2 protein-coding genes are annotated in these 2,708 nt (G+C 46.6%); one reads left to right on the top strand and one right to left on the bottom strand.

Features of this window, described 5'->3' with window-relative positions; genetic code table 11:
• Positions 1-1,694 (top strand): CHAT domain-containing protein (locus QT994_RS21945; RefSeq protein ID WP_333178115.1); only part of this gene is annotated, 1,694 nt, incomplete at its 5' end.
• A gap of 398 nt (positions 1,695-2,092) precedes the next feature.
• Here QT994_RS21945 and QT994_RS21940 read toward each other — a convergent pair.
• Positions 2,093-2,506 (bottom strand): hypothetical protein, encoded by a 414-nt coding sequence (locus QT994_RS21940; RefSeq protein ID WP_333050451.1) that lies wholly within the window; start codon positions 2,504-2,506, stop codon positions 2,093-2,095.
• Between the last annotated feature and the right edge of the window lie 202 nt (positions 2,507-2,708).

Genomic DNA, 2,708 nt, shown 5'->3' with positions numbered 1-2,708 from the left:
TAGTAACTCCAACTCCCACTCCAAGTGTCACTCCAACTCCGCTAGTAACTCCAACTCCCACTCCAAGTGTCACTCCAACTCCGCTAGTAACTCCAACTCCCACTCCAAGTGTCACTCCCACTCCAAGTGTCACTCCCACTCCAACTCCAAGTGTCACTCCCACTCCGATCGATCCTACGGAAATACAAGTGCCCGCACCTGTGACAGCACCAACATCGCCCACAGCCGCCGATACACCCACACCGCAAGGAGAATCTTCAACCCCTGATTCAGAAGACTTTCAACGCCGCAAAATTCCACCGCTAGACAATCCCGGTGTAGCAGCCGATCGAGTTTTAACCATCGATCAAAGTATCACCAGTCAGTTGCCCCCGGGCTACCCACAGCCAAAAGTTAGCAGCAAAACAGCGCCACCAGTCAACCCTAGTGCTAATTTAGTTCTGGGGTACGCCCCGCCTCCCGATCGACTTTTTGAAGTCAACGACATACAGAATATAGTCTGGGGAATTGAAGAAATGAGGAATCAAGAATTTGGAGAATACTTGGGGGTAAAAGCCAACCTCCCAGAGAAAAATGTCTTGATTTCGACCTTTCAACAAACTTTAAAAAATATCGAACAGCAAACCGGCAAGCGGTCTGGTATTATCTACATAGTCTCGCGAGAAGATCGACTGGAACTAATTTTAGTTCCTCCCGTGGGGCGGCCGATTCACTACAGCGTCCCAGAAGCCAACAGAGCAGCTCTTTCCCCCACCGTCCAAGAGTTCCGCAATGAAATCACCAATCCAGCGAAACGCGATACTACCACTTATCTAGCCGCCGCCCAGCAATTATATAAATGGGCGATCGCACCCCTAGAAAAAGACTTACAAAACTTAGGAATTCAAACTTTATTACTGTCAGTCGATCCCGGATTGCGAAGCCTGCCCTTTGCCGCTTTACACGACGGTAAAGGCTTCTTGATTGAAAAATACAGTTTCAGCCTAATTCCAAGTTTTAGTTCGACTAATACCGATTATAAAGCTGTTAGAGACGCCACCGTGCTAGCAATGGGAAGGTCGGAATTTGTGGACCAACAGCCATTGCCCAGTGTGCCGATCGAATTGCAGGCGATTGCGGCTCAGTGGCACGGCCCATCTTTCCTCAATTCCACTTTCACTTTAGATAATCTCAACTCGGAACACGCCAAGGGAGGATTTCGGATCGTTCATCTAGCAACTCACGCTGAATTCAAACCAGGAAAACCGAGCAATTCCTACATTCAACTGTGGAATTCCCAATTGCAGCTCGATCGCATGGAGAGTTTGAATTGGCGCAATCCGCAGGTAGACTTGTTAGTATTGAGTGCTTGTAGAACTGCTGTGGGTGATCGGGAAGCAGAGTTAGGTTTTGGAGGTTTAGCAGTAAAATCCGGCGCAAAATCTGCTTTAGGGAGTTTGTGGTATGTTGACGATGGAGGCACTTTGGGGCTGATGAGCGAATTTTACCACCAGTTGCAAGGAACCACAACTAAGGCAGAAACTCTGCAACTTGCTCAACAGGCGATGATTGCTGGTAAAGTTCGGATGGAAAACGGGCAGTTGGTGACAACAGGCGGCAAATTAAATTTACCTGCTAATTTACAACAAGGAAACCAAAATTTTTCTCATCCTTACTACTGGAGTAGTTTCACCATGATCGGAAGCCCTTGGTAAGCTGCTATTTTTATTTTTCAGTCTCCGCTTCTTAGGGACGAAAGTTTCTACTTTAGGAGCAATGTTTCCTTGGGGCGGTTGGGGGCGGCTTCCCCCCTGAAGATATCTCCAACCGCCGAGTGTGATCGGGGGTTTGGAACTCTATTTCTGTTTCATCACCACCCAATTAATATCATCCAAAACCTTCGCATCGCCAATATACTGCCGCACATCATCTATCACAGATTACCTAATGGCAATAGCAGGTAAGCCTACTTACCTGCTAATTTACAACAATAAAAACAAGAGTTTTCCCCTCTTTATTGCTGGAATATTTTCACGGTGAGATTTTTTTGTAACTCCCATATTTTAAGTAGCAAATCTGTTCCTTGAACAATTATGTCTAACCCGCAGATGCTCTATCTAGGGTTGGTCTGTCTCGGATTTGGGGCCGCAGTTCCGTAATTGACTCGACAACCGATGTTGAACAAACTCGAACTGCACTCAAGAGGGACAATCTGCTGGTCGAGGAGGGCGCTGCAACTGACATACTCGTCGTTATTAGTATCTCTTACCATACATTCGATCGGGTTAGCTCCCGATCGCGCCGACCAACTCTTCATACCTACCACTGCAATCATATGCTGCCAGTAGAAAGCAAATAGCAAAACTCCCAAAAGTACAGCAACTGCTAATCCTACTTTCAATTTCCAACTATTTAGGACGTTTCCCAAACTATTTTTCACGTTTTCCACTCCCGAAATTGAGCTGTCGGTAGTTATTTCTGGAGTTGTCAAGTTTGTTTGTGTTTGTTCTGCTGGAATTTCCGACATAATGTATCTCCTATGATTGCTGGGACTTGGCTAATCTGGCAGTTGCGATCGCTATTGCAAACTTTATCAAATTTTAGCAAAACTAGCCAGTACCGACAACCGATGCGGGCAGCACCGCCGGGAAGTATGTAGGGCTTGCTGAATATATCGATCGCATATTACGTGGCCTGGGTTAAGAACTGGTGCGTTCGAGAGTCATCGC

This window comes from Microcoleus sp. S13_B4 (assembly GCF_036700885.1).
Classification (GTDB): domain Bacteria; phylum Cyanobacteriota; class Cyanobacteriia; order Cyanobacteriales; family Microcoleaceae; genus Microcoleus.
Note: the sequence above shows the minus strand (reverse complement) of the source record. Positions and strands in the feature narration are given on the sequence as shown.

What these genes read in the sequence shown, in the direction of transcription:
- QT994_RS21940 (WP_333050451.1), bottom strand. Translation starts at nt 2,506, where the DNA reads ATGTCGGAAATTCCAGCAGAACAAACACAAACAAACTTGACAACTCCA.